Raw genomic sequence first — 23,001 nt, 5'->3', positions numbered from 1 at the left:
GTGATTCACATGGCCGGTCAGAACCCCAACCTCGCGGCGTTGAGCGCAGCCGGGGTGTCCGTTTGGCTGGATGACTTGTCGCGCGAGCGGCTGCAGTCGGGCAACCTGCAGGAGCTGATCGACACGAAAAGCGTTGTCGGCGTGACCACCAACCCCTCGATCTTCCAGAAGGCGCTCGCCGACAGCGACACCTACGACGAGCAGATCTCCGAGTTGGCCGAGCGCGGTGCCGACGTGGACGCCACCATTCGCACGGTCACCACCGACGACGTCCGCAACGCGTGCGACGTGCTGCGGCCGCAGTGGGAGGCCTCCGACGGTGTCGACGGCCGGGTGTCCATCGAGGTCGACCCGCGACTGGCCGCCGAGACCGACAAGACCACCGCGCAGGCCGTCGAGCTGTGGAAGATCGTCGACCGGCCCAACTTGTTCATCAAGATCCCGGCGACCAAGGCCGGCATTCCGGCCATCACTTCCGTTCTGGCGGAGGGGATTTCGGTCAACGTCACGCTGATCTTCTCCGTCGAGCGGCACCGCCAGGTGATGGACGCCTACCTGGCCGGGCTGGAGAAGGCCCGCGAGGCCGGGCACGACCTGTCCAAGATCCATTCGGTGGCATCGTTCTTCGTCTCCCGCGTGGACACCGAGGTCGACAAGCGGCTGGAAAAGATCGGCTCCGAGGACGCGCTCGCGCTGCGCGGCAAGGCCGGCGTCGCCAACGCCCGGCTGGCGTACGCCGCCTACGAAGAGGTCTTCAAGGGCGGCGATCGCTACGAGTCGCTCAAGGCCGACGGGGCCCGCGTGCAGCGCCCGCTGTGGGCGTCGACGGGCGTCAAGAACCCTGACTACTCCGACACCCTCTACGTCACCGAGCTGGTCGCGCCGAACACGGTTAACACCATGCCGGAGAAGACGATCGACGCCGTCGCCGATCACGGTGAGATCAAGGGCGACACCGTCAGCGGCACCGCATCAGCCGCTCAGGAGGTGTTCGACAAGCTGGCCGCGGTCGGCGTCGACCTGACCGACGTCTTCGTGGTGCTGGAAAATGAGGGCGTGGAAAAGTTCGTGGAGTCCTGGACCGAGCTGTTGGAAGAGACGCAGAAGCAACTCGATTCCCTCGGCAAATGAGCCCGGCGGGCTCGAAGGCGGGCTCCCGCGACGCCACGCAGTGGCGAAACCCGTTGCGGGACAAGCAGGACAAGCGACTGCCCCGGATCGCCGGCCCGTGCGGCATGGTGATCTTCGGCGTCACCGGTGACCTGGCCCGCAAGAAGGTGATGCCGGCCATCTACGACCTGGCCAACCGCGGGTTGCTGCCGCCCACCTTCTCGTTGGTGGGTTTCGCCCGCCGGGATTGGCAGACGCAGGATTTCCGCAAGGTGGTCTACCAGGCCGTCAAGGAGCACTGCCGCACGCCGTTCCGGGAGGAGAACTGGGAGCGGCTGGCCGAGGGATTCCGTTTCGTGCCAGGCGCTTTCGATGACGACGAGGCCTTCGCCCGGCTCGCCGAGACGCTGGAGAAGCTCGACGCCGAGCGCGGCACCGGGGGCAACCACGCCTTCTACCTGGCCATCCCACCGAATGCCTTCCCGGTGGTGTGCGAGCAGCTGCACAAGTCCGGCCTGGCCCGCCCGCAGGGCGACCGGTGGAGCCGGGTCGTCATCGAAAAGCCGTTCGGCCACGATCTGGAAAGCGCCCGCGAGCTGAACAAAACCGTCAACGCCGTCTTCCCGGAGGAGGCGGTGTTCCGCATTGACCACTATCTGGGCAAGGAGACGGTCCGCAACATCCTGGCGCTGCGGTTCGCTAACCAGTTGTTCGACCCGATCTGGAACGCCCACTACGTCGATCACGTGCAGATCACCATGGCCGAGGACATCGGCCTGGGTGGCCGGGCCGGCTACTACGACGGCATCGGCGCCGCCCGCGACGTCATCCAGAACCACCTCATGCAGCTGCTGGCGCTGACCGCGATGGAGGAGCCGGTGAGCTTCAATCCGGCTGCGCTGCAAACCGAGAAGATCAAGGTGCTCTCGGCGACGCAGCTCGCCGAACCGCTCGACGAGACCACCAGCCGCGGCCAGTACACCGGCGGCTGGCAGGGCGGCGAGAAGGTCGTCGGGCTGCTCGACGAGGAGGGGTTCTCCAAGGACTCCACCACCGAGACGTTCGCCGCGATCACGCTCGAGGTCGACACCCGCCGTTGGGCCGGCGTGCCGTTCTACCTGCGAACCGGTAAACGCCTGGGCCGCAGGGTGACCGAGATCGCCCTGGTCTTCAAGCGCGCACCGCACCTGCCGTTCGACGCCACCATGACCGACGAGCTCGGCGCCAACGCGATGGTCATCCGGGTGCAGCCCGACGAGGGCACCACCCTGCGGTTCGGCTCCAAGGTGCCGGGCACCGCCATGGAGGTCCGCGACGTCAACATGGACTTCTCCTACGGATCGGCGTTCGCCGAGGAATCACCGGAGGCCTACGAGCAGCTCATCCTCGACGTGCTGCTCGGCGAGCCATCCCTGTTCCCGGTCAACGAGGAAGTCGAATTGGCCTGGGAGATCCTCGATCCCGTCCTCGAGAACTGGGCTTCGCACGGCAAGCCCGACCCCTACGAGGCCGGCACCTGGGGCCCGGAATCGGCGTTCGAGATGCTGCGCCGCACGGGCAGGGAATGGCGGCGGCCGTGATCCGCGCCGGCGACGATAGGGCGCGTAGCGACCAAACGGACGAGGCGGAGCGGCGCCAATGATTGTCGACCTGCCCGACACGACCACCACCGCGGTCAACAAGAAACTGAGCGAGCTGCGCGAAAAGGCCGGCGCCGTCACGATGGGGCGGGTGCTGACGCTGCTCGTCGCGCCCGACAGCGAGGAAGTGCTCGAGGAATCGCTCAAGGCGGCCAACGACGCCAGCCACGAGCATCCGAGCCGCATCATCGTCACGATGCGGGGCGACCCGTACGCCGACGCACCGCGCCTGGACGCCCAGCTCCGCTCCGGCGGCGACACCGGCGCCAGCGAAGTGGTGATTCTCAACCTGTCCGGGCCGCTGTCGGGCCACGCTGCCAGCGTGGTCGTCCCGTTCCTGCTGCCCGACATCCCGGTCGTGGCGTGGTGGCCCGACATCGCCCCGGAGAAGCCGGCGCAGGACCCGTTGGGCAAGTTGGCAATTCGGCGCATCACCGACGCAACCAACGGCGTCGACCCGTTGTCGGCGATCAAGAGCCGCCTGCCCGGGTACAGCGCCGGCGACACCGACCTGTGCTGGGCGCGCATCACCTACTGGCGGGCGCTGCTGACCTCCGCCGTGGACCAGCCGCCGCACGAACCGATCGAGTCGGCGGTGGTTTCCGGCCTCAAGACCGAGCCCGCGCTCGACATCCTGGCGGGCTGGCTGGCCAGCCGCATCGACGGTCCGGTGCGCCGGGCGGTCGGTGAGCTCAAAGTCGAGCTGACCCGCCCGAGCGAGACCATCACACTCAGCCGGCCCCAGGAGGGCAGGACCGCCACCCTGAGCCGCACGGCGCGCCCGGACGCCCTGGTTCCGTTGGCGCGCAGGGAAACCGGTGAATGCCTGGCCGAGGACCTGCGCCGGCTGGACGCCGACGAGGTCTACCGAACAGCGCTGGAGGGGATCAAGAAGGTGCAGTACGTATGAGCCCGACCGTCGAAGTTTTCAAGGACGGCGACGCCCTCGTCGAGGCCGCGGGCGAACGGCTGGTCAAGACCATCCAGGACGCCGCGGCGGCGCGGGGCCGGGCGCTGATCGTGCTGACCGGCGGCGGCAACGGCATCGGCCTGCTGCGCTACCTCGCCACCCGTCGCGACCAGGTCGACTGGTCCAAGGTGCACCTGTTCTGGGGCGACGAGCGCTACGTGCCCGAGGACGACGACGAGCGCAACGACAAGCAGGCGCGGGAGGCCCTGCTCGATCACGTCGACATCCCGTCGAGCCAGGTGCACACGATGCCGGCCAGCGACGGCGAATTCGGCGCGGATCTCGCGGCCGCGGCGCTGGCCTACGAGCAGCTGCTGGCCGCCAACGCCAAAGCCGGCCAGCCGGTGCCGAACTTCGACGTCCACCTGCTGGGAATGGGCCCGGAGGGCCACATCAACTCCCTCTTCCCGGACACCCCGGCCGTGCACGAGACCAGCCGCATGGTGGTCGGCGTCGAGGACTCCCCCAAACCGCCGCCGCAGCGAATCACGTTGACGCTGCCCGCCATCCGGCGCTCCCGCGAGGTGTGGCTGATGGTGTCCGGGGCGGGCAAGGCCGAGGCGGCGGCCGCCGCAATCGGTGGCGCCCCGCCGGCGTCGGTGCCGGCCGCCGGGGCCGTCGGCCTCGAGACCACGCTCTGGCTGCTCGACCAGGAGGCCGCGTCCAAGCTTCCCGGCTGACGGCCTCGTCAGGGCGTCACGCTGGCGTGACGCTCGGTGACGGTAGCCACGCTGGCGTGACGCTCGGCGCATAATGACCGTCATGGCTGACAGAACCGCGCGCGGGGGGCCCGAGCGGAACCGGATCAAAACCCTCACCCAGGCGGCGCTGAACGCCGACAAGACCGTCGAACAGGTCGAGGACGTGCTCGACGGCCTGAGCACCACGATGAGGGAGTTGAACAGCTCGCTCACCAACCTCAACGCCACGGTCGAACGGATGGAGGCCGGGCTGGATCACCTCGACGGCACCCTCGCGAGCCTCGACGACCTGGCCAAGCGGCTGATCGTGCTGGTCGAGCCGGTGGAGGCCATCGTCGCGCGGATCGACGACATGGTGAAGGTGGGCGAGACGATGCTGTCCCCGCTGTCGGTCACGGAGCATGCGGTGCGCGGCGTGCTGGACCGGCTGCGCAACCGGACCGTGCACTAGCAGGTGCCCGGCGCCGGCCCGGTGCCCACTCCGCCGTACGCGGAGGGAACGGGGCTGCCCTGGGACGTGTCCGTCGTCGACGCCGTCGCAACCATCGGCGGGGCCCGGGCACGACACGGCGACACGTTCGCCGTGCACAGCGGACCGGACCGCTACCTGTTCACGTTCTCCCCCGTCGGCGTCGAGTCGTTCTACGCGCTCACCGAGGACACGGCCAGCAAGGGGGTCGCCGATTACCTGATGCTGCGGCGCAAACTTCCCGACGACATCTTCATCGGGCGTAAGACCTTGCCCAGCAACCTGTTTCGGCGCGACGACGTGGCATCCTACCTCGCCAACCTGGAGCGGGCGCTCGAGCGGACCGCCGCCGAGCTGGGACCGGCCGGCCGGGTCGACGTCTTCGATCTCGCGCGCCGGCTGGGCCACCGCATGGGGCTGGCCTCGTGGGCGGGACCCGGGTCGGCCGACGGCCGGGCCTTCGAGCGCCTGGTGGGCGCCCTTGACACGCTCGACGGCTCCGAGGCGTTCGTGCACCCCGACCGGATGGCGGCGGTGGCGGCGACGGACAAACGCGCCGAGCGGGACGCGCTGGACGAGGTCGCCGGCATCGTCGCCGCCGCGGTGCGCACGTACGACGCCGGCGACGACGCGCTCAGGGGCGACCACGGCCTGTTCGGCAGGATCGTGGCCGAGTGGGCCGCCGAGGCGCCGGAGGCCCGGCTGCGCGGCATCGCGCTCGACGTCGCGCTCATCCACATCGCGTCCATGTCGAACCTGGCGGCCGCGCTCGGCTGGGCGATGGTGGACCTGCTCGAGCACCCGGCCGAGCTGGCGCGGGTCCGCTCCGGCGACACCGACTTTGCCCAGCGGTGCGCGCTGGAATCGACGCGCCTGGCGCAGCGCTCGATCATGACCCGCGCCGTGCTGTCCCCGGTCCGCTTCGACACCGGCGACGTCACCTACGAGGTGCCGCCGGGCTGGACGATCGCCACGCTGCTGCCCCTGCTCAACACGTCGGCGGCGCCGGGGCTCGGCGAGTGGGATCCCGATCGATGGAACCGCCACCGCCTGGTCGACCAGGACGCCCTGCCGTCGCCGATGCTGGTGACCGCGTTCGGGCACGGGCGGCATTCGTGTCCGGCCCAGCCGTTTTCGCTGGCCGCGATGACCGCGGCCACCACGCGCCTGCTCCGCGAGTACGAGATGACGCCGCGCTGGAGCACGCACCCCTCACCCGTCCCGGCCCAGATCGGGGGCGTCGCGCGCGCCGACGGGCCGTGTCCGGTCGACTACTTCTCCAGGTCGATCTCGTCGAAAACCTGAAGCGCGTGCTGAAATGGCTCGGGTGCACAGCGGCACCACCGAGCATGCCGTGCGCGGCGTCCTGGACCGGCTGCGCAATCGCTAGCCCTACATTTTGGTCGATCGGGCCATCACGAAGCTGTACAGGCCGTATGTGATGATCCCCGCCCCGGCCGCGACCAACAGCGCCGGCCCGTACGGCTGGGCCCCTAGGGTTTTGAGCGCCCCGTCGAGTCCGGTGGCCTTCTTCGGCTCCGAGCGGCACGCGGCGACAATTACCAGCCCACCCGTGGCGGCGATGATCACGCCCTTTCCGATGTAGCCCGCCATTCCGAGCCGTCGCACCAGAGCGCCCGACTTGCCTCTGAGGTCGCCGACGAAGTTGCGGCTGGCGCCCTTGTACACGTGATAGCCGCCGATGACGACAATGATCGCGCCGCACGCGATCAGCGCGACCGTGCCGACGGTGGTCTGCATCAGGCGAGCGCTGATGGTCGAATTCTGTTGGTCGGCAGGGCGTCCGGAGCCTCGGGCGAACCCGAAGGCCGAGTAGGCGAACGCCAAGTAGACCGCCGCCAGGCCAAAAGCCTTCGCCCGATCCCACCCGCTCGACGACATGTCCTTCTTCCGGTCGTACGACCGGCCGAGCGCCGTCTCGACGAGCCGCCACAGGCCCATCGCCAGCAGGGCGGCCGCGGCGACCCAGAGCACGACGGGGCCGCCCGGTTTGCCCGCCAACGCCGCCAGCGCGCCGGTCTGATCGGCGGTACCACCGTCGCCGAAAGCGACACGGAAGGCGAGGTAGCCGACGATCAGGTGCAGCAGCCCGTTCACCACATACCCGGCGCGGGCGATCCGTTCGAACACGCCGTTCTGGGCCGCTTGCGCCGGTTCCATGGCACGGGGATGCCCGTCAGCCGCTGTTACGTAACGCGCTCGCCAGTCCGTTCATCGTCAGCAGGATGCCGCGCTGCACCAATTCGTCGTCGTCGCCGGAGCGGTAGCGGCGGAGCAGCTCGACCTGCAGGTGGTTGAGCGGCTCCAGATACGGGAAGCGGTTGAACACCGAACGGGCCAGCGCCGGGTTGTCGGCGAGCAGGTCGTCCTGACCGGTTATGAGCTTGTGCATGGCGATGGTGCGCCGGTGCTCGTCGGCGATCTTGTCGAACACCCTGTGCCGCAACGATTCGTCGGCCACCAGCTCGGCGTAGTGGGCCGCCAGGCCCAGGTCGCTCTTGGACAGCACCTGCGCCATGTTGGACAGCACGCTGCGGAAGAATGGCCACCGCTCGTACAGCTCGTGCAGGATCGCCACCCGCTCGGTTTCGCTCTCGGGGCCCGCCGCGATCCACTGCTCGAAGGCCGCGCCGGTGCCGTACCAGCCGGGGAGCATCACCCGCGACTGGCTCCAGGCCAGCACCCACGGGATGGCGCGCAGGTCGGAGATGGATTCGGTGGGCTTGCGCGAGGTCGGCCGGCTGCCGATGTTCAGCGACCCGATCTCGCTGACGGGCGTGGACGCCTTGAAGTACTCGACGAATCCCGGTGTCTCGTGCACCAATTCGGCGTAGGCGCGGTGCGCCAGCGCGGCCACCTCGTCGAGCACCGCGTAGGCCGGTTCCGCGGCGTCGCCGAGGCCCTCCACGTCGAGCAGCGTCGACTCCACGGTGGCCGCCACCAAGCTCTCCAGGTTGCGCCGGGCCAGTTGCGGTTCGGCGTATTTGGCGGCGATCACCTCGCCCTGCTCGGTGAGGCGCAGCGAGCCGTTCACCGCGCCGGGCGGCTGCGCCAGGATCGCCTGGTAGCTGGGGCCGCCACCGCGGCCGACGGTGCCGCCGCGACCGTGGAAGAGCCGCAACCGGATTCCGGTCTTGCGGGCCACCTCGACGAGGGCGAGCTCGGCGCGGTAGACGGCCCAGTTCGCGGCCAGGTATCCGCCGTCCTTGTTGGAGTCGGAGTAGCCCAGCATCACCTCCTGGCATCCGCCGCGGGCGTCCACCAACGCCCGGTAGATGGGCAGGTCCAGCATCGCCTGCAGGATCGACGCGCCATTGTGCAGATCGTCGATCGTCTCGAACAGCGGCGAAATGCCCAAGGGGCAATAGGGTTCCGGGCCGGACGCGTCCAGTAGCCCGGCCTCCTTCAACAGGATCGCGGCCTCCAGGACGTCGGACACCGACTGGCACATCGAGATGATGTAATTGGGCACCGCCGCCGGTCCGTAGAGTTCGACGGCGCGGGCGGCGGCCGCGACGACACCCAGCTCGCGGCGGGCCAGGTCGGACAGTTGCGCGCGGTCGCCGACCAGCGGCCGGCGGGTGGCCAGCTCCCCCGCCAGCAACGCGACCCGCTCGTCTTCGGCCAGCGAGGCGTAGTCCGGATGCACCCCGGCCCAGGCCAGCAGCTCGGCGACCACCTCCTCGTGCACGTCGGAGTTCTGCCGCATGTCCAGACCGGATAGATGAAAACCGAAGACATGCACGCTTTCTCGCAGCCGGGCCAGCCGATCGTCGGCCAGCAGCTCGGCGCCGTGCGTGCGCAGCGACGCGTCGATGATGTCCAGGTCGGCCCGCAGTTCCGCCGGAGCGGAGTACGGCCGCAGGCCCAGGTCGAGCTCGTGCTGCGGGCGGCGGTCCAGGATCTCGGTGCCCGTCGCGGTGAGGCGGGCCCGGACCACCCGCAGCGCGCGCCGGTACGGTTCGTCGGCGCGGGCGCTCTCGTTGCCGCCCTCGGCCAGGGCGGTCAACTCGGGGGTGACCGTGATCAGCCGCGCCGACATCGACAGCTCCTGTTCGAGCTCGGTCAGCTCGGCCAGGTAGTGCGCCAGCGCGGTGAACGCGGCGCTGCCGGTGGCCTGCCGCACGACGTCGGCGGTGACGTTCGGGTTGCCGTCGCGGTCGCCGCCGATCCAGGATCCGGGCTGCAGGATGGGTGACGAAAGCAGGTCGGCATCGGGCCAGCGCGCGCGCAGCGCCTCCCGGATCTCGGCGTTGACCTGCGGGATCACCTTGAACAGCGCGGCCGGGTAATACCGCAGGCCCACGTCGATCTCGTCGGTGATCTGCAGCCGGGACAGCCGGATCAGCGCGGTCTGCCACAGCGTAAGGACCTGGCGGCGCAACTCGAGCTCGATGTTGCGACCGTCGTCGGTCTCGGTGTGCCCGGCGGCGCGCAGCCGCATCAATTCGGTGATGCGGTGCTGGGTGACGAACACGGTGCGCCGGCGGGTCTCGGTGGGATGGGCGGTGATCACCGGGGACACCAGGGCGCCCCGCAGCGCGTCGGCTACCGTCGCCGAATCGAGCTCTGCCCGATCGAGTTTCGCGTACGTCGCGGCCAGGCTGCTGTCCTGCGGTGGCTCGCCGGCGGCGACGTGGACGTCGCGTCGGCGTTCCCGGTGGATGTCTTCGGCGACGTTGGCCAGCAGCGCGAAGTGGCTGAACGCCCGGATGATCGGGATGGCCTGGTGGATGTCGATGCCGTCGAACATCCGCGCCATGTCGGCCCGGTCGATCTCGGAGCGCCGCACCCGGAAGGACTCCACCCGCGCGCGTTCCACGAGCTCGAACACCTCGTCGCCGTTCTGCTCGCGCACGGTGTCGCCGAGGATGGTGCCCAGCAGCCTGATGTCGGCGCGCATCGGCTCGGTTGCCTCGCGGCCGACCCGGGTGCGTTGGACGGCGCCGATCGGTTCCAGCGCGATGTCGGAAGCCTCAGCCATGCGTCCCAGTATCGAGGCGGATCGCCCGGCCCGCCCGTCGAGCGGTCAGCGGTGTAGGCGTCAATCGCGGCCGAGTGTGCAATTCACGACGCACTATCGGCGTGTCGCGTCGTAAATTTCACGCTCGGCGGGACGACGGTGCGGATGGAGCGGTCAGCGGTACTTGATCAGCAGGGCCATGCCGATGATGCACACCAGCCAGATGCCGACGATGAACACCGTCAGCCGGTCGAGGTTCTTCTCCACGACCGTCGATCCGGACAGGCTCGACTGCACGCCGCCGCCGAACAGCGTCGACAGGCCGCCACCCTTGGCGCGGTGCAGCAGCACCAGCAGCACCACCAGGATGCTCGTGACCACCAGGGTGATCTGCAGGGCCAATTGCATGCCAGAAAGCCTACCGGTGCCCCGGCGACGTCACGGCAGGGGCCCGCCGGCGGCGATCGCCGCGAGGGTCGCGAACTGCTCGCCGTCCAGCGACGCGCCGCCGACCAGCCCACCGTCGACGTCGTCCTGTGCGACGAGTTCGCCGACGTTCTTCGCGTTCATCGAGCCGCCATAGAGCACCCGCACGGTTTCGGCGACCTTTGCCGAGGCGAGGGACGCCAACTCTTTGCGGATCGCCGCACAAACCTCCTGGGCGTCGGCGGAGCTGGCCACCCGGCCGGTGCCGATCGCCCAGACCGGCTCGTAGGCGATCACCACGTTGGCGATCTGCTCGGCCGACAGCCCGGCCAGCGAGCCGCGCAGCTGGTTTTCGCAGTAACTGACGTGCTCACCCGCCTCCCGGGTCTCCAGGTGCTCGCCGATACACACGATCGGGGTGAGCTCGTGCTTGAGCGCGGCGGCGGCCTTGGCGGCCACCAGCGCGTCGTCCTCGTGGTGGTAGGTGCGCCGCTCGGAGTGGCCGACGACGACGAACTGGCAGCCCAGCTTGGCCAGGAAGGCGCCGCTGATATCGCCGGTGTAGGCGCCCGAGTCGTGCGGGGACAGGTCCTGGGCGCCGTAGGTCAGCCGCAGCTTGTCGCCGTCGACCAGGGTCTGCACGCTGCGCAGGTCGGTGAACGGCGGGAGCACAGTTACGTCGACCTTGTCGTAGTACTTGTCCGGCAGCGCGAACGCGATCTTTTGCACCAGCGCGATCGCCTCGAAGTGATTGAGGTTCATCTTCCAGTTGCCGGCGATCAGTGGCTTGCGGCTCACGAGTCTCCTTGGCTTGGCTGGGGGCTGGCAAGCACCTCGATGCCCGGCAGCGTCTTGCCCTCCAGGTATTCCAGCGACGCTCCCCCGCCGGTCGAGATGTGCGAGAAGTCACCCTCCGGGATGCCGAGCGCGCGCACCGCGGCCGCCGAGTCGCCGCCGCCCACCACGCTGAAGGCGCCCTTGCCGGTCGCCGCGGCGATGGCCTCGGCCACGCCCTTGGTTCCGGCGGCGAATGCCGGGAATTCGAACACCCCCATCGGGCCGTTCCAGAAGATGGTCTCGGCGTTGGACAGCAGCGTGGTGAACCGCCGGACCGACTCCGGCCCGATGTCCAGGCCCATCTTGTCCGACGGAATGCGGTCCGCCGCAACGGTTTCCGCCGGTGAATCGGCGGCGAACTTCTCGGCCACCACGATGTCCACCGGAAGGTGCAGCACGTCGGCGTAGGTCTCACCCAGCCGGCGACAGGTGTCGACCATATCGGGCTCGAGTAGCGACGTGCCGACCGAAAGGCCATGCGCGGCAAGGAAGGTGAAGCACATGCCCCCACCGATCACGATGCTGTCGGCCTTCGTCGCCAGCGACTCGATCACGCCGAGCTTGTCGGACACCTTCGACCCGCCTAGCACCACCGCGTAGGGCCGCTTGGTCGAGCTGGTCAGCTGCTCGAGGACCCGGATCTCCTCGGCCACCAGCGTGCCCGCGTAGTGCGGCAGCAGGGTCGCGACGTCATAGACGGAGGCCTGCTTGCGGTGCACCACGCCGAAGCCGTCGGAGACGAAAGCGCCCTCCGGCCCGACCAATTCGACCAGCTGCCGGCCCAGCGCCAGGCGCTCGCCGTCGTCCTTGCTGGTTTCGCGCGGGTCGAAGCGAATGTTCTCCAGCAGCAGGATATCGCCGTCGGTGAGGCCCTCGGCGCGGGCCAGCGCGTCGGTCCCGACGACATCGCCGGCCAGCTGCACGTGCCGCCCGAGCTGGTCACCGAGCGCGGCGGCGACCGGCGCCAGCGACAGCTTCGGGTCGGCGCCGTTCTTGGGACGACCCAGATGCGCGGTGACGATGACCTTGGCGCCGGCCTCGAGCAGCGCCTGCAGCGTCGGCACCGACGCGGTGATGCGGCCGGCGTCGGTGATGGTCCCGTCATCCAGGGGGACGTTCAGGTCGGAGCGCACCAGCACGCCGCGGCCCGAAACCCCCTCGGCCAGAAGGTCTTCGAGAGTGGGGATGCTCACGGTTTACAGCGACTTGCCGACCAGTGCGACGAGGTCGATGAGGCGGTTGGAGTAGCCCCATTCGTTGTCGTACCAGGACACCACCTTGGCCTGGTTGTCGATGACCTTGGTCAGCCCGGAGTCAAAGATCGAGCTGTGCGGGTCGGTGACGATGTCGGACGACACGATCGGGGCGCCGTAGTACTTCAGGATGCCCTTGAGGCGGCCCTCCGCGGCGGCCTTGAACGCGGCGTTGATGTCCTCGGCGCTGGCGGCCTTGGCCAGCTCCACGGTCAGGTCGGTCACCGAGCCGGTCGGGATCGGCACCCGCAGCGCATACCCGTCCAGCTTGCCCTTCAGCTCGGGCATCACCAGCCCGATCGCCTTGGCCGCCCCGGTCGAGGTCGGCACGATGTTCAGCGCCGCCGCCCGCGCCCGACGCAGGTCCTTGTGCGGGCCGTCCTGCAGGTTCTGATCCTGGGTGTAGGCGTGGATGGTCGTCATCAAGCCCTTGACGATGCCGAACTCGTCCTGCAAGACCTTGGTCACCGGCGCCAGGCAGTTCGTCGTGCACGAGGCGTTGGAGATGATGTTCTGGCTGCCGTCGTACTTGTCGTCGTTCACGCCCAATACGATGGTGATGTCGGGATCGGTGGCCGGCGCGGAGATGATCACCTTCTTGGCCCCGGCGTCCAGATGGCCCTTGGCCTTGGCCGCGTTGGTGAACAGCCCGGTGGATTCCACCACCACGTCGACGCCCAGATCGCTCCACGGCATCGCCGCGGGACCCTCGCGCACCTCGAGCGCCTTGATCCGCCGGGTGCCCACCACGATGGTGTCCTCGCCCTCCAGGCTCACGTCATCGGGCAACCGACCCAAAATCGAGTCGAATTTGAGTAAATGCGCCAATGTGGCGTTATCGGTGATGTCATTGACGGCCACCACCTCGACATCGGCCGTCCCCTGCTCCTGCTGGGCCAGCAACGCCCGGTAGAAATTGCGTCCGATTCGGCCGAAGCCGTTGATACCCACTCGGACCGTCACTTGATCTCTCCCTGTCTTCTGATGTCTTCGGCGAGTCCGCTGATTACGCGCTCGCCGTCAGCCTAGATCAGTGACGCGCACCACCGCTTGCCGGTCACGGCGAACAGCCGCGGTAACCGGAGCATGTCTGGTTCGTATCGGTTCGATAAGCCCCGGAATCGTCGCGTGTGCAATAGCACCGGGGGGTCATACATTCGACACGGCTGCGGGACAGCTATGCGGTTCTGCTGCCGCATTTGATAGCGAACGCTAAAAGGAGTCGACGTTGATGACGGGCTTTGATCGGTTCAACATCACAGTTGGTGCCATCGCTGGGCTGTGTGGGGCCGCCATAGCGTTGAGCCCCGATGCGGCAGCCACCCCGCTGAAGACGGGCGGCTACGCGTGCATCCAGGGTCAGTCCGGCGAGGTCGGCGCTCCGGCAGCCGGCGGGCCGGTGGGCGCCGCCGGACCACTGGCCGCGGGCGCGCCGCTGGCTGGCGCACCCGAAGCGGGCGGCACACCGGTGGCCGGGCCGGGAGGCGGCGCGCCGGCACCCGGCGGGCCGGCACCGGCCGCCACCGTATGCACCTCCAGCGCCCCGCTCACCGACATGTCCGGCGTACCGGTCGTGGCGCCCGGGCCGGTTCCGGTGGTCCCGGCCGGCGCCCCGCTGATCGCTCTCGGGCCGCCGGTGCCGGCTGGTGCGCCGGTCCCGGTCGGTGCGCCGGTCCCGGTCGGTGCCCCCGTGCCCGTCGGCGCCCCGGTGCCGGTGGGCGCTCCGGTCCCCGTGGGTGCCCCGATCCCGGTGGGTGCACCGATCCCGGTGGGTGCGCCGGTCCCGGTGGGTGCCCCGATCCCGGTGGTGCCCGTCGGCGCTCCGCTGATTGCGCTCGCCGGTGGTCCGCTGGATGTCGCGGCGCCGGCCGCTCCGATCATCGACATGTCCGGGACCGGCAAGGGCGCGCCGACCGGTCCGGCGCCCGCCGGCGGCCCCGCGCCCGGCCAGCCGACCGCGCCCGGGCCCGCGCGCTGACCCGGATCCCCTTCCCAGTTACGAAAGAACCCGCCGGGCCGAGCCCGGCGGGTTTCTTTGTCATCTGTCAGCTGGGTGGGGCCTCCCACAGCAGCGGCGGCTGCGGCCGTGCCGGTGGCTGGCGCCGTGGCGTGTCCTCCACGATCACCGGGTCGCCGACGTGGACGGTGTTGTAGTACCACTCGGCGTCCTCGGGGCTCAGGCTGATGCAGCCGTGGCTGACATTCTCCAGGCCCATCGCGTTGACGGCCCACGGGGCCGAATGGACGAAGAGGCCGTGGCCGGTGATGCGCACGGCGTAGTCCACCGGGATCCGATATCCGTCGGGGTCGTCGACGGGAATGCCGACGCTGCTCGAGTCCATGACCACCGTGCGGTCCTTGGACAGGACGGTGTAGGAGCCGACCGGAGTCGGGTACTCGGGCCTGCCCATCGAGGCCGGCAGCACGCCTGCCTCACCCCAGTGGGGACGGTGGTGCGGCGCCGGCAGCGGCCCCGACTCGACGCCGTCAACGGTCACCGTGAAGGTGTGGTCGGCGATGTTGGCGGTCCCGACGACGGCGGGGCCGGTGGCGAATTCCGTGGGCCGTCCGCCCACCGAGAGCGCGACCGTGCTGTGCGCCGGCCAGTAGTGGTCGGGAACCCACTGCACGACCTCGTTGTCGAGCCATTCGAACTTCCCGGTCATCGGAGGGGCCGATGTGACCCGGACGGCGCGCTCGGCCGCGCGCCGGTTGGTTACGGGAGTGCTGAACGTCACCACCACGGCGTGCGCCACCCCGACCACCTCGCCGCGCGCGGGTGACACCGACGCGACGGCGGATCCATCCGACCGGGTGGCCGCGGCCAAGCGGATGTCGGTCGGCCCGGTGGCCACACTCGCAGCGACAGCGCTCACCGCAAGAACACACCGAACGACCGCTCGCATGGCTCCAGTCCCTGTTTAACTGACATGGTTGTAATAGCCATGGTACGGGCGTCGCGAACAGCGGAAGTGCAAGGGCGCGTTAGCGATTCGGTCAAGCCTGAGTCACGTTTCGGCTACGGCGCGCGTCGTGACGTGGACCGGGAACTCGTCGCCGGGCTCGGGCCACGGCTGGCGGCTCAGCATGTCCGCGACGTCGACGTAACCAGCCTCGATCACCCCGGCCTTGGCGTCGAGGATGCGGTACCACTGCTTTTGGATGTGGATCGGTTGGCCCTCGAGCACGATGACGCGGACGTCGCCCTCCTCGAACTGGCAGCGCCGTTGCACCGCCTCGAGCAGCTGCTCGTTGTGCAGGTGGCCCTCGCCGAAGTTCCAGCCGACCAACGGCCCGGCGACGACTTCGCCCTCGCGGATGCTGTATTCGGCCTCGTTGGCCTCTCCCCCCAAGGCGCGGGGCAACAGGCCGTTGAGCGCCCGGCCGTGCGTGTGCATCGCCCGGAACGCCGCCACCTTGTCCGACATCACCTCGGCGGTCCCGGCGCCGTACAGCTTGGCCAGCTGATTCACCACGAGCGCAGAGCTTTTCACGATGTCGGCTTCGATCTTGCCTTCGGCGCCGGCGCGGAAGCACCAGATGCTTGTGGCCCAGTTGCCCGCGTAGTAGCGCATCGCGGGCAGAAACGAAATCTTTTCGGGGAACATGTTTCCCGCGATCACCACGGCCACGGCGGCGAGGATGAGGGCGAGCAGTAAGGGTGACCGAAGGTCGGTGGCGCGGATCGCGCCGTAATGCCCGAACAGATAGAACAGCGAGAAGATGAAGAACACGTTCCACTCCAACGGGACCCCCATCGGGAGGTTGGAAATGATGTTGAGGTGGAAGATCACCATGAACGCGATCAGGAACCATCGCCATGGCGCATCGCCGGCGACGAACACCAGAACGGTCGGGACGACGAATTCCGCGGTGGTGCCACCGACGTGGGCCATCACCTTCGGTAACCAGGAGGGTCGCAGGTCGTTGACGTGATCGAGGTACAGCGCGTGCTTGAACGGGCTGAACAGCTTGGGCCGCAGCAGCGCGTTGTTGCTCGTCATCACCGACACGACGTACGGAAAGTGGTGGTTGAGCTTGGAGGTCGCCGCCCCCCACCACAGGCACAGCATGATGAGCTTGTAGGCCGCGATCTGGTCGGTGAACGGGAAGAAGAACACGAACAGTTTCAGCCAATAGTGTTCGCCGCGGGCCGCGAGGAAGATGGTCTTGTCGCGCAGACCCAGCACGGCCAGCGCCACGATCGTGGGCAGCACCCGGACGGGGTCGATCAGCGGGCCGGGCGCCAGCAGCGCCCACACCCCGCCGGCCAGCACGACCGCATAGAGGGCGACGTCGACGACGGTGCGGGCATCCCCGCGGGTGAACGGCACCTTGCCCGGCCACGCGGGCAACCGAATCGTGTTGGGCCGCAACCAATATAAGAATCCCCCGACCGGCGGCATGAACCGCCCGGTCAGCGGGCCGGACCCGCAGCCGAGGCCCAGCACCTCGAACAGCAGCGTGAAGACGATGAACTTCTGGTACACGATCGGCTGCGTCCACCACTCGCCGATGCGGCCCAACCCGCCCAGGCCGGGGGTCAGCGTGATGATCGCCGCCGGGATCGCGACGTACAAGGCGATCTTGAACAGGTACAGCAGATAGACCGCATACGGGGTCCCGAAACCATGTTCGGCCCAGTGCCGGGTCACGATCTGCAGTCGCGCTGCCCGTGGCCGTGCCAACCATGTGTCGGGGTCGACGTCCGGAAGTTCCGGTGACATGAATCCCATGGGCGGCCTCATTCCTGTCGCAGATGAAACCAGTTGTGCGAATACAATCTATCCGTAGCCTGTGAGGCAACGGTATGGGTCAGGCGAAAATCGCTGACGCGCAGCGTGATTGAGCCTTGAATGAGGCGGGGCGGCGCCGGCCCCTAACGGGTGGCGGCTCGATTCGGGGGCGGAAATCGACGCTGCAGCTTCTCGATCAGCCCGTCAAGGGTTTGGCGTTCCTGCTCCTCGAGGCGCGCCATGCGGCGAACGCTGGCGGCGCCTTCGGCATCGCCGGTGGCATCAGCGGTCGCGATCGCCTTCTGGTACTCCGCGAGCCGGTGCTCTATGTGGCGACGGTTCTGCACGAGCACCCGGCGGAAGTAGTCGGCCTGGCGGCGGTCGGCCGTCGCGGCCGCCGCGGTCGGGGACTCCGGCCTGGCCACCGGTTGGCGGACGTTGACCGGGCCGGGGCGTACCGCACTGCTGCGGGGCCGGCGCCCGCGCCGGTCGCGAACGCCGTTCGACACGTGCCCAGCGATCGAGCGAGTACCGCGCTCATCGGACAATCCGGCGACGTCCATTTTCGCCTCTTTTCGCTGGGCAGGGTCATTGGCCACGTAACAATAGCCCCCTCATCGGACCGGCGCCATAGGCATTGGCACTGGATACCTCCGTTGCAGGTTGGCTCAAACCGTCCTAGGGGTATTCGGTCGCTACCATCATGGGACTCGACGCGGCAGTGCCGCCGCGCCGGCAGCTCAAGGGAGAAATGTGACCGACACCGACAGCGAAGACATCGAGGACATCGACAAGTTCGATCCCGGTCTGACCCAGCGCGTGATGGGCGTGATGCGCCCCTTCCTGAAGACGTACTTCCGGTCCGAGGTGCGCGGCTTGGATTCATTCCCGCCCGGCGGGGCGCTGGTGGTCGGCAACCACTCCGGCGGCATGTTCCCCATGGACGTCCCGATTTTCAGCGTCCACTTCTACAAGAAGTTCGGCTACGACCGGCCGGTGTACACGCTGAGCCACGACATCCTCATGACCGGCCCCACCGGGCAATTCTTCCGGCGCACCGGCTACATCCGCGCCAACAGGGAGAACGCGGCCAAGGCCCTGCGGTCCGGCGGCGTCGTGGTCGTCTTCCCCGGCGGTGACTACGACGCCTACCGACCCACGCTCTCGGAGAACGTCATCGACTTCAACGGCCGCAAGGGATACGTCAGCACGGCGATCGAGGCCGGCGTGCCCATCGTTCCGGCGGTGTCCATCGGCGGCCAGGAAACCCAGCTCTACCTCTCCCGCGGCACGTGGCTGGCCGAGCGGCTCGGCGTGAAACGCCTGCTGCGCAGCGCCATCCTGCCGCTGTCGTTCGGCTTCCCGTTCGGGTTCAGCGCCGTGATCCCGCCCAATGTGCCGCTGCCCACCAAGATCGTGACGCAGGTACTCGAACCGATCGACATCGCCGCGCAGTTCGGCGACGACCCGGACGTCGACGAGGTCGACGAGCACGTGCGGTCGGTGATGCAGCAGGCCCTGCGCGACCTCGCCGCCAAGCGCCGTTTCCCGATCCTGGGCTGAGCCATGGCATCTCGAGTAGACGAGGCCCTCGGCATTTTTGGGACGTTACGGCGCGCCGGGATGATCGCGCCGATGCGCCCCGACCGCTACCTCAAGATCGCCGCGGCGATGCGCCGCGAGGGCATGGGCATGACCGTGGGCTTCGCCAGCGCGGCGCAGCGCTGCCCGGACCGTCCCGGCCTGATCGACGAGCTCGGCACGCTGACCTGGCGGCAGCTCGACGAGCGGATCAACGCGCTGGCGGCCGCCCTGCAGGGATTGCCCGAGGGGCCTCCCAAGGTGGTCGGGATCATGTGCCGCAACCACCGCGGTTTCGTCGAGGCCGTGGTGGCCGTCAGCCGGATCGGCTCCGACGTGGTGCTGCTCAACACGTCGTTCGCCGGGCCGGCGCTGGCCGAGGTGGTCGGCCGCGAGGGCGTCGACGCCGTCATCTACGACGAGGAGTTCACCGAGACGGTGGACCGGGCGCTTGCCGAGAAGCCCGACGCCACCCGCATCGTCGCGTGGACCAGCGGGCAGCACGAATTGACGGTGGAGAAACTCATCACCGACCACGCCGGACAGCAGCCTCGGCGCGGCAGCCGCAAGGGCCGGATGATCCTGCTCACCTCGGGCACCACCGGAACGCCCAAGGGCGCCAACCAAACCGGCGGCAACGCGGGGATCGGCACGCTCAAGGCCATCCTGGACCGCACGCCGTGGCGGGCCGAGGAAAACATCGTGATCGTGGCCCCGATGTTCCACGCCTGGGGCTTCTCGCAATTGATCTTCGCCGCGTCGATGGCCTGCACGATCATCACCCGGCGCAAGTTCGATCCGGAGGCCACCCTCGACCTCATCGACCGGCACCAGGCGACCGGCCTGGCCGTCGTGCCGGTGATGTTCGACCGGATCATGGAACTGCCGCCCGAGGTGCGAAACCGCTACAGCTGCAAGTCATTACGGTTCGCCGCGGCCTCCGGTTCGCGGATGCGACCCGATGTGGTCACCGCGTTCATGGACCAGTTCGGCGACGTGATCTACAACAACTACAACGCCACCGAGGCCGGCATGATCGCCACCGCCACCCCGGCCGACCTGCGGGCGGCGCCGGACACCGCGGGCAAGCCGGCGGGCGGAACCGAAATCCGAATCCTGGACAAGGAATTCAACGAGTTGCCCACCGGCGAGGTCGGCACCATCTACGTCCGCAACGACACCCAGTTCGAGGGCTACACCTCCGGCACCACGAAAGACTTCCACGCCGGGTTCATGTCGTCGGGCGACGTCGGATACCTCGACGACGCCGGGCGCCTGTTCGTCGTCGGGCGCGACGACGAGATGATCGTCTCCGGCGGCGAGAACGTCTACCCGATCGAGGTGGAGAAGACCCTGGCGGCGCACCCCGACGTCGCCGAGGCGGCGGTCATCGGCGTGGACGACGAGCAGTACGGGCAGCGGCTGGCGGCCTTCGTGGTGCTGGCTCCGGGCGCGTCCGCCACGGTCGACACGCTCAAGCAACACGTGCGCGACAACCTGGCCAACTACAAGGTGCCCCGCGAGATCGCCATCCTCGACGAGCTGCCCCGCGGCAGCACCGGCAAAATCCTGCGCAACGAGCTGCTGTCCCGGGTCGGCGGCTGATGCGGCTCGCCCGGACGCTGCGAAAGCCTCGCCCGTTGGCGCGCGCCGCGGTCGAACTTGCCAACGCCGCCAACGGATTACGGCCGCTGGCCCGCAAGGGTTACAGCACCGTCCTGGTGTTCTGGTTCGGCTGGCCGACGTCGGAGGTGCCCGGGGTGTACTTCACCGCCTCGCTGGTGGACGCGCTGCGCCGCGGGCGCCGCGGCGACTTCGCTGGGCGCCGCGGCAAGGCCGCGCTGGCGCTGACGGCCGCGTCCTGGGCCATCCTGGGTGTGATCAAGTATCGCGGCGTCACCACGCCGGGCCCGGTGCTGGAGGCGGGCCTGCGCGAACAACTGGGGCACGACTACGCCGAGGCGCTGGAGGCGCTGCCGCACACGAAGCCCACCCGCAGCGGGCGGCGCAGCCTGCCGCTGGGCAACACGGTGGCCCGCCGGCGCTACGTCGAGAAGACGAACGTGGTGTCCTACGGCCCGCACGGCCGCGCCAACCTGGCCGACATCTGGCGCCGCCGCGACCTGCCGCGCGACGCCAAGGCTCCCGTCCTGCTGCAGGTTCCCGGCGGCGCGTGGGTGATCGGAATGCGCCGCCCGCAGGCCTACCCGCTGATGAGCCACCTGGCCGCCCGCGGCTGGGTGTGCGTGTCGATCGGCTATCGGGTGTCACCCGTGCACACCTGGCCCGACCACATCGTCGACGTCAAACGGGCGCTGGCCTGGGTCAAGGAGAACATCGCGCGGTTCGGCGGGGACCCGGACTTCGTCGCGATCACCGGCGGCTCCGCCGGTGGGCACCTGTCCGCGCTGGCGGCGCTGACGCCCAACGACCCGCAATTCCAGCCGGGCTTCGAGGAAGCCGACACCTCGGTGACCGCCGCGGTTCCGGTGTACGGGCGCTACGACTGGTTTTCCACCGAGGGCGAGGGCCGCCCGGAGTTCGTCGCGCTGCTCGAAAAGTACGTCGTCAAAAGGAAATTCGCGACACATCGGCACATCTACACCGACGCCTCGCCGATCTGCAAGCTGCGCGACGACGCGCCGCCGTTTTTCATCCTGCACGGCCACGACGACTCCCTGATCCCGGTCGGCGAGGCGCAGGAGTTCGCCGAGGAGTTGCGTTCGGTGTCGAAGTCCCCCGTCGCCTACGCCGAATTGCCGCACGCCCAACACGCTTTCGACATCTTCAGCTCCCCGCGGGCGCACAAGTCGGCGGAGGCCGTCGCGCAATTCCTGTCCTGGGTGTACGCGAAGCATCCGCCCCGACGGTAACTAGCGTCGCGCCGGCCGGTCTAGGCGATCACTCCCGCGCCGCGGCCTTCTCCAGCTCGGTCAGCGCGGGCTCGATGGCGCGGGCCATCTCGTGGATGTCATTGGCGACTTCGGGGGTGGTGACAAAGCCGAAGTCCAAGTAGTTCTCGTAGGAGAAGCAAGTGATGTTCAGGGCGATGTCCATGACGGGCGGGCCGAGCGGCACCAGCGACTCCAATTTGGCGCCCGCCATGTACAGCGGCATCGGCGGACCCGGGACATTGGATACGACGAGGTTGACGGGGGCCAGGTTGCGCGAGAGTCCGGTAGCGGTGTAGGCGCGGGCGGCCAGCTGCAGCAATCCCGGGGGCGTGGTCTCGGTAAGACCCATGATCTGGTGTGCCGACAGCGCCTTGGCCATCCCTTTGGCGCTCTGGGTGCTTTCGTGGATGGCCATCAGCCGATCGGCGGGGTCTTCGATGTTGGTGGCCAGCGACGCGGTCATCGAGCTGATCTTGTTGCCGATGTCGCTCTTGCTTTCGTCGGTGCGCGTCGAGACTGGGATCTGCGCGATGAGCGGTTTGGCGGGCAATTCGTCGTGCTTCAGCAAGTACGTTCGGGCGGCCCCGGCCACGAGCGCCAGCACCACGTCGTTGAGCTTGACGCCGAAGGCGTCCTTGACGGCCTTGGCCCGGTCCAGCTCGACGCGGCAGCCGGTGATCCGCCGGTGCGGCGACACCGGTGCGTTGAAGCGCGTCTTGGGCGCTTCGAAGTAGCGCGGCGGCTTGCTGCTGACGCCCAGCGCGGCGACCTGCTGACGCAGCGTCTGCTCCACCAGCCGGGCGATGCGGAAGGGCGTCTTGACGCCGACGTTGATAAGCGCGCCGATCGCGCGCCGCTCCAGCCCCGGAAGCTGGAATCCCACCAGCGACCCGACCGTCTCCGTTTGCGGCGGACGGGGTTCCGGTGTGACGTCGAGCAGGATTTCGCCGAGCCCGGCGCCCGAGACTCCGTCGACAATCGCGTGGTGCATCTTGGTCAGCGTCGCCACCCGGTTGCCCTTGACGTTCTCGATGACCCAGAGCTCCCACAACGGTCGGGAACGGTCCAGCTTGTAGGACATCAGCCGACCCACCAGCTCGTCGACCTCGCGCCTGCCGCCCGGGGCCGGAACGGCGATGCGACGGATGTGGAAGTCGACATCGAGCTCTTCGTCCTCGACGAACCACGGCCGGTCCAGCCCGAGGGGCGCGCCGGTGACTCGCCACCGCAGCTGCGGCAGCTCGGGCAGCCGCTCGATGATCAGCTCGCGGACGCGTTCAAAGCTGTATTCGGGGGCATCGGTGAGATCGCAGATCGCCAGCGCACCCACATGCATGTGCCAGCCCGCGGTCTCCGCAGACCAAAACGCCGCATCGACACTCGAAAGCCGCTTCATGCGA

20 protein-coding genes are annotated in these 23,001 nt (G+C 68.8%); 10 read left to right on the top strand and 10 right to left on the bottom strand.

Annotated features, from left to right (window positions below; genetic code table 11):
* Positions 1–9 precede the first annotated feature (9 nt).
* From tal to AWB92_RS14055, 6 genes are all read left to right on the top strand, one after another.
* On the top strand, positions 10–1,131 hold the full coding sequence (tal, locus tag AWB92_RS14080) for a transaldolase (protein ID WP_085186465.1): 1,122 nt from the start codon (positions 10–12) through the stop codon (positions 1,129–1,131).
* Complete coding sequence (gene zwf, locus AWB92_RS14075; RefSeq protein ID WP_085186463.1) at positions 1,128–2,690, top strand: glucose-6-phosphate dehydrogenase; 1,563 nt, start codon at positions 1,128–1,130, stop codon at positions 2,688–2,690. Before tal ends, zwf begins: the two co-directional genes overlap by 4 nt.
* Positions 2,691–2,748: 58 nt before the next feature.
* Complete coding sequence (gene opcA / locus AWB92_RS14070; RefSeq protein ID WP_085186461.1) at positions 2,749–3,660, top strand: glucose-6-phosphate dehydrogenase assembly protein OpcA; 912 nt, start codon at positions 2,749–2,751, stop codon at positions 3,658–3,660.
* On the top strand, positions 3,657–4,400 hold the full coding sequence (gene pgl, locus AWB92_RS14065) for a 6-phosphogluconolactonase (RefSeq protein WP_085186459.1): 744 nt from the start codon (positions 3,657–3,659) through the stop codon (positions 4,398–4,400). Before opcA ends, pgl begins: the two co-directional genes overlap by 4 nt.
* 73 nt (positions 4,401–4,473) lie before the next feature.
* Complete coding sequence (locus AWB92_RS14060) at positions 4,474–4,872, top strand: ATPase (RefSeq protein WP_085186457.1); 399 nt, start codon at positions 4,474–4,476, stop codon at positions 4,870–4,872.
* A gap of 21 nt (positions 4,873–4,893) precedes the next feature.
* Entirely contained in the window at positions 4,894–6,195 is a 1,302-nt protein-coding gene (locus tag AWB92_RS14055) for a cytochrome P450 (RefSeq protein WP_241523452.1), read from the top strand.
* An 87-nt stretch (positions 6,196–6,282) separates the two neighbouring features.
* Here the strand turns inward: AWB92_RS14055 and AWB92_RS14050 are convergent, their stop codons facing one another.
* The 6 genes from AWB92_RS14050 to gap all read right to left on the bottom strand — a co-directional run bounded on the left by AWB92_RS14050 (position 6,283) and on the right by gap (position 13,353).
* Complete coding sequence (locus tag AWB92_RS14050; protein WP_085186453.1) at positions 6,283–7,071, bottom strand: DUF1206 domain-containing protein; 789 nt, start codon at positions 7,069–7,071, stop codon at positions 6,283–6,285.
* A 16-nt stretch (positions 7,072–7,087) separates the two neighbouring features.
* Positions 7,088–9,895 carry a phosphoenolpyruvate carboxylase gene (ppc, locus tag AWB92_RS14045; RefSeq protein ID WP_085186451.1) on the bottom strand — a complete coding sequence of 936 codons (2,808 nt, stop codon included), beginning with the start codon at positions 9,893–9,895 and terminating at the stop codon, positions 7,088–7,090.
* A gap of 153 nt (positions 9,896–10,048) precedes the next feature.
* The gene (gene secG, locus AWB92_RS14040) at positions 10,049–10,282 is read right to left on the bottom strand and encodes a preprotein translocase subunit SecG (RefSeq protein ID WP_066929551.1); all 234 of its coding nucleotides are present in this window, start codon (positions 10,280–10,282) and stop codon (positions 10,049–10,051) included.
* A gap of 30 nt (positions 10,283–10,312) precedes the next feature.
* Positions 10,313–11,098, bottom strand: a complete 786-nt coding sequence (gene tpiA, locus AWB92_RS14035; protein WP_085186449.1) for a triose-phosphate isomerase — start codon at positions 11,096–11,098, stop codon at positions 10,313–10,315.
* Positions 11,095–12,330 (bottom strand): phosphoglycerate kinase, encoded by a 1,236-nt coding sequence (locus AWB92_RS14030; protein WP_085186447.1) that lies wholly within the window; start codon positions 12,328–12,330, stop codon positions 11,095–11,097. Before AWB92_RS14030 ends, tpiA begins: the two co-directional genes overlap by 4 nt.
* A 3-nt stretch (positions 12,331–12,333) precedes the next feature.
* Positions 12,334–13,353: a type I glyceraldehyde-3-phosphate dehydrogenase gene (gene gap / locus AWB92_RS14025; protein WP_085186445.1), complete on the bottom strand. Its 1,020-nt coding sequence runs from the start codon at positions 13,351–13,353 to the stop codon at positions 12,334–12,336.
* 268 nt (positions 13,354–13,621) lie between these two features.
* Here gap and AWB92_RS14020 point away from each other — a divergent pair, with 268 nt between their 5' ends.
* Positions 13,622–14,368 carry a beta-xylosidase gene (locus AWB92_RS14020; protein WP_085186443.1) on the top strand — a complete coding sequence of 249 codons (747 nt, stop codon included), beginning with the start codon at positions 13,622–13,624 and terminating at the stop codon, positions 14,366–14,368.
* Positions 14,369–14,435: 67 nt separating this feature from the next.
* On the opposite strand, the gene AWB92_RS14015 is transcribed toward AWB92_RS14020, so the two are convergent.
* From AWB92_RS14015 to AWB92_RS14005, 3 genes are all read right to left on the bottom strand, one after another.
* Positions 14,436–15,296 (bottom strand): L,D-transpeptidase, encoded by an 861-nt coding sequence (locus AWB92_RS14015; RefSeq protein ID WP_085186441.1) that lies wholly within the window; start codon positions 15,294–15,296, stop codon positions 14,436–14,438.
* A 102-nt stretch (positions 15,297–15,398) separates the two neighbouring features.
* Entirely contained in the window at positions 15,399–17,126 is a 1,728-nt protein-coding gene (locus AWB92_RS14010) for a DUF3556 domain-containing protein (protein WP_085186439.1), read from the bottom strand.
* Between the two features lie 143 nt (positions 17,127–17,269).
* On the bottom strand, positions 17,270–17,689 hold the full coding sequence (locus AWB92_RS14005; RefSeq protein WP_085186437.1) for a hypothetical protein: 420 nt from the start codon (positions 17,687–17,689) through the stop codon (positions 17,270–17,272).
* 259 nt (positions 17,690–17,948) lie between these two features.
* On the opposite strand from AWB92_RS14005, the gene AWB92_RS14000 reads away from it, so the two are divergent.
* The 3 genes from AWB92_RS14000 to AWB92_RS13990 are packed head-to-tail and all read left to right on the top strand — an operon-like array spanning position 17,949 to position 21,580.
* Positions 17,949–18,689, top strand: a complete 741-nt coding sequence (locus AWB92_RS14000; RefSeq protein WP_142282097.1) for a 1-acyl-sn-glycerol-3-phosphate acyltransferase — start codon at positions 17,949–17,951, stop codon at positions 18,687–18,689.
* Between the two features lie 3 nt (positions 18,690–18,692).
* Complete coding sequence (gene fadD12, locus AWB92_RS13995; protein ID WP_085186434.1) at positions 18,693–20,312, top strand: acyl-CoA ligase FadD12; 1,620 nt, start codon at positions 18,693–18,695, stop codon at positions 20,310–20,312.
* A complete protein-coding gene (locus tag AWB92_RS13990; protein WP_085186432.1) occupies positions 20,312–21,580 on the top strand; it encodes an alpha/beta hydrolase in 1,269 nt (422 codons plus the stop codon). The genes fadD12 and AWB92_RS13990 overlap by 1 nt, the downstream gene beginning before the upstream one ends.
* Positions 21,581–21,608: 28 nt before the next feature.
* Here AWB92_RS13990 and AWB92_RS13985 read toward each other — a convergent pair whose 3' ends face one another.
* Positions 21,609–22,997, bottom strand: coding sequence for a wax ester/triacylglycerol synthase family O-acyltransferase (locus AWB92_RS13985; RefSeq protein ID WP_085186551.1), 1,389 nt, complete (start codon positions 22,995–22,997; stop codon positions 21,609–21,611).
* Positions 22,998–23,001 lie beyond the last annotated feature (4 nt).

Source organism: Mycobacterium sp. IEC1808, assembly GCF_002101935.1.
GTDB lineage: Bacteria > Actinomycetota > Actinomycetes > Mycobacteriales > Mycobacteriaceae > Mycobacterium.
This window is presented reverse-complemented; position numbering and strand designations above follow the sequence as displayed.

Bases quoted from the DNA above. Each gene is read 5' to 3' on its own strand.
- AWB92_RS14015 (WP_085186441.1), bottom strand. From the start codon at position 15,296: ATGCGAGCGGTCGTTCGGTGTGTTCTTGCGGTGAGCGCTGTCGCTGCG.
- secG (WP_066929551.1), bottom strand. From the start codon at position 10,282: ATGCAATTGGCCCTGCAGATCACCCTGGTGGTCACGAGCATCCTGGTG.
- tal (WP_085186465.1), top strand. From the start codon at position 10: ATGGCCGGTCAGAACCCCAACCTCGCGGCGTTGAGCGCAGCCGGGGTG.
- fadD12 (WP_085186434.1), top strand. From the start codon at position 18,693: ATGGCATCTCGAGTAGACGAGGCCCTCGGCATTTTTGGGACGTTACGG.
- AWB92_RS14020 (WP_085186443.1), top strand. From the start codon at position 13,622: ATGACGGGCTTTGATCGGTTCAACATCACAGTTGGTGCCATCGCTGGG.
- zwf (WP_085186463.1), top strand. From the start codon at position 1,128: ATGAGCCCGGCGGGCTCGAAGGCGGGCTCCCGCGACGCCACGCAGTGG.
- ppc (WP_085186451.1), bottom strand. From the start codon at position 9,895: ATGGCTGAGGCTTCCGACATCGCGCTGGAACCGATCGGCGCCGTCCAA.
- pgl (WP_085186459.1), top strand. From the start codon at position 3,657: ATGAGCCCGACCGTCGAAGTTTTCAAGGACGGCGACGCCCTCGTCGAG.
- AWB92_RS13990 (WP_085186432.1), top strand. From the start codon at position 20,312: ATGCGGCTCGCCCGGACGCTGCGAAAGCCTCGCCCGTTGGCGCGCGCC.
- AWB92_RS13985 (WP_085186551.1), bottom strand. From the start codon at position 22,997: ATGAAGCGGCTTTCGAGTGTCGATGCGGCGTTTTGGTCTGCGGAGACC.
- AWB92_RS14000 (WP_142282097.1), top strand. From the start codon at position 17,949: ATGGGCGTGATGCGCCCCTTCCTGAAGACGTACTTCCGGTCCGAGGTG.
- AWB92_RS14060 (WP_085186457.1), top strand. From the start codon at position 4,474: ATGACCGTCATGGCTGACAGAACCGCGCGCGGGGGGCCCGAGCGGAAC.
- opcA (WP_085186461.1), top strand. From the start codon at position 2,749: ATGATTGTCGACCTGCCCGACACGACCACCACCGCGGTCAACAAGAAA.
- AWB92_RS14005 (WP_085186437.1), bottom strand. From the start codon at position 17,689: ATGGACGTCGCCGGATTGTCCGATGAGCGCGGTACTCGCTCGATCGCT.
- AWB92_RS14010 (WP_085186439.1), bottom strand. From the start codon at position 17,126: ATGGGATTCATGTCACCGGAACTTCCGGACGTCGACCCCGACACATGG.
- AWB92_RS14050 (WP_085186453.1), bottom strand. From the start codon at position 7,071: ATGGAACCGGCGCAAGCGGCCCAGAACGGCGTGTTCGAACGGATCGCC.